Source organism: Kovacikia sp. CALU 1929 (assembly GCF_056784235.1).
Genome location: NZ_JBXBCF010000042.1, coordinates 1 through 2,818, shown reverse-complemented (window position 1 = coordinate 2,818; position 2,818 = coordinate 1). Strand labels below are relative to the sequence as shown.

The following is a 2,818-nucleotide window of genomic DNA, read 5'->3' as shown; positions in this document are numbered from 1 at the left end:
CGACAAAATAGGGGGTGCGATTGCGAAACTGATGCACCAAAATATTGCAACGTTTGATGCCACTAATCTGATGCTCAATTTCAACTCGTTCTTGGGCAATCTCTCGATTCCGTTGTTTGTCAGCCTCACTCAGCGATTGGTTGCGCGGCTTTTTCTTCGGTTGCCGAATCGTCACCCCAAGGGGAGCAAACCCCTGAAATCCGGTATCTTGCCATAAGAGTCTATCCGAAAACCTCTAGTTTTGTGAGAGGCTTATAGAGGAAGCATTACAGCCGATTGAGAGCCATGTCCTTTACAGAAATTGCCCCTGATTTTCTGCTGCCAGATGAAGTTTGGGATCAGGTCAAACCTGCCATTCCTCCTGAGCCTCCTAAACCAAAAGGTGGACGCCCTCGAATGGATGATCGACGTGCTCTCAACGGCATCTTTTACGTGATGCGAACCGGGTGCCAGTGGAATGCCTTACCGCGCAGTTTGGGAGCTAGGAGTACGGTACATGATCGCTTTCAAGCATGGGTCGAGCAAGGTGTATTTTTAGCGCTGTGGGAATTGGGACTCAAACAGTATGCCGAAGCAGTCGGAATAGACTGGGAGTGGATGGCGATGGATGGGGCGCTAGTGAAAGCGCCTTTGGGGGGAAAAAGAAACGGGTGCAAACCCCACAGACCGGGGGAAATCGGGCACGAAACGAAGCCTTCTCTGCGATGGGAAAGGAGTGCCGCTTGCCATCGTGATTGCAGGAGCCAATCGGCATGACATGAAACTGACCCAAGCAACGCTAGAAGCCCAGCGAATTGTACCTTCAGATTTACAAGATGGTGAACTAAGAAACCTATGTTTAGACAAAGGGTATGACTACAAGGAAGTGAGGGAAATTGTGGCGGCTTGGGGATATGTAGGGCACATTCCACCGAGAGATGAAAGGGAACGGATTATTCATGATATTCCGAACTACCGAGCAAGACGTTGGGTAGTGGAGCGTAGTCACTCTTGGATGAACCGATTTCGCCGTTTGTTGATACGGTGGGAGAAGAAACCAGAGAACTACCTAGCGTTTTTACACCTAAGCTGTGCATGTATTGCTGTGCGAGCAATCCAGGTTTTCGGATAGACTCTTAATAGAAGTGCTGAGTGCTGGGTGCTGAGTACCGAGTAATTCTCTCAGCACTCAGCACTCATTTCTCAGCACTACTTTTGCCTGCTATCGGTCTCAGGCTTGCAGCGTATCCCTCCAGATACGCACCTTTGTTTGGTGGAGAGTATGTAAGCTTCTGCGAAGCTTGCGCGCCGCCTAGCGGCGGTCGGGGCGCGGCAACAACTGCCAGTAAAAGTGAAAATGGGTAAGGCTATTGCCTAAAAGTAGTGGCTGCGTAGACTACCGTCATACCTACCACTGTTACGGCAACATCGTTTGAAAGGAACGCCCAGAACTGCAAGCGCACAAATCGTTATTACCCAGCTTTTCTTGCAGTTCTTTATCACCGTGAATGATGCGATGTCCTCGTTTGACAGCAGTTTCTGATGGATAGCCTCGACGACGTTTGCTAGAGGGTTCAAAAGCAGAACGCTTGCAAGTCGTTGAGATCTTCTAAATCGTTATCTAGATTGGTGTTATGAAAATTATTTTGCTTCATGATCCTCACCTCCAGTTTTGATATTTTCATTGACAGTATCAATCTCTTTCTCAGATTTTAGAGACTGGTTTTGTATGCCCTTTTGAGAGTTGGTCTGCCTGACGAGTTGTTTCAGGAAGACGATACTTGGGGGCACATTTCAGAACAAAATCAATCGCACTGCTCAAACTAATCCGATGTCCAACGGAGACGTAAACAGGCTTGATATTTGGTTGCGTGCGAACGATCGCTCCAATGACTTCTCCGTTATCTCGAATGGGTTGCCATGCGCCTCGATGCTCTGCGAGGGGTTCATGTTCTCCCAGATAAGGCGTTTTTGCCACGCCGATCGACGGTAAACCACTGACAATACCAAGATGACAGGCAAAGCCACAGCGACGCGGGTGAATATAACCATTGCCATCACACAGCAGCAGATCTGGTCGCGTTTTCAATTCCGCGAGTGCTTCCATCACCGCTGGAACTTCTCGAAATGCCAGCAAGCCTGGAACATAGGGAAAGGTTGTGGGGCGACGAATCATCACCGATTCTTGAAGCGTCAGGTCGGGAAATCGAAGAACGGCGATCGCCGCACAAGCAATCTGGTCATCCTCTTCAAATCCCAAATCGACTCCGGCAACAGTTTTCACTTCATCAAAATCATCCTCTCTTACCACCCGTGACCGTAACTCCTGCTGAAGAGCGATCGCTGCTTCAGGAGTAGCTGACTGAGTTAGGGTTAACAGCGAATGATTGATGAAGAAACCTTCCATCTGGTGTAAAAGCGTGAATTGAAGAATGGACTAAATTTATCACTGAAATAAATCACTTTATGCAAGTCAAAAAAGCAGTTGGATCATACACAGGATTTGTAGCTTGCTTCCGCGTTCGCGAAGCGTCTCTGAAAGAGATAGCGGTACCTGTAACCAATCGCTTATGAGGCGACTGCTCTACCATTAAGCAAGTATGTAAGCTTTTTTAGTCAGGGCACGAAGTGCAAGTTAGATTTGTGATTCCGCACAAGTTAGGAAAGCTATAGCAATCCCAAGTCAGTTGTGAGAATCTAGAGAGGACTTAAGCACGACTCGGAATGGTTCTATGCTAGATGAACTGAATGACTTTATTGCCTCTAACCCGGATGCCCGTGAACTCAAGCGTGCTGTTGCCATCCAGATGTTTCTCAAAGGATACAAACATCGAGAGAT

General features: G+C 47.9%; 2 protein-coding genes, 1 tRNA gene and 1 pseudogene. 1 reads left to right on the top strand and 3 read right to left on the bottom strand.

The genetic code is table 11. The features are described from left to right. Window positions 1-205, bottom strand: a pseudogene (locus AC1S52_RS03420) (transposase family protein); the annotation flags it as partial. 80 nt (window positions 206-285) lie between these two features. On the opposite strand from AC1S52_RS03420, the gene AC1S52_RS03415 reads away from it, so the two are divergent. Then, window positions 286-1,111 (top strand): IS5 family transposase gene (locus AC1S52_RS03415; protein ID WP_482027638.1). Its coding sequence is split into 2 segments (ribosomal slippage): window positions 286-639 and window positions 641-1,111, totalling 825 coding nucleotides; the frame shifts between segments, so codons are not numbered across the junction. 573 nt (window positions 1,112-1,684) lie between these two features. On the opposite strand, the gene nfi is transcribed toward AC1S52_RS03415, so the two are convergent. Together nfi and AC1S52_RS03405 are read right to left on the bottom strand one after the other, a co-directional pair. Next, a complete protein-coding gene (nfi, locus tag AC1S52_RS03410; RefSeq protein WP_482027637.1) occupies window positions 1,685-2,386 on the bottom strand; it encodes a deoxyribonuclease V in 702 nt (233 codons plus the stop codon). A gap of 79 nt (window positions 2,387-2,465) precedes the next feature. After that, window positions 2,466-2,584 (bottom strand) — tRNA-Met (locus AC1S52_RS03405). Window positions 2,585-2,818 lie beyond the last annotated feature (234 nt).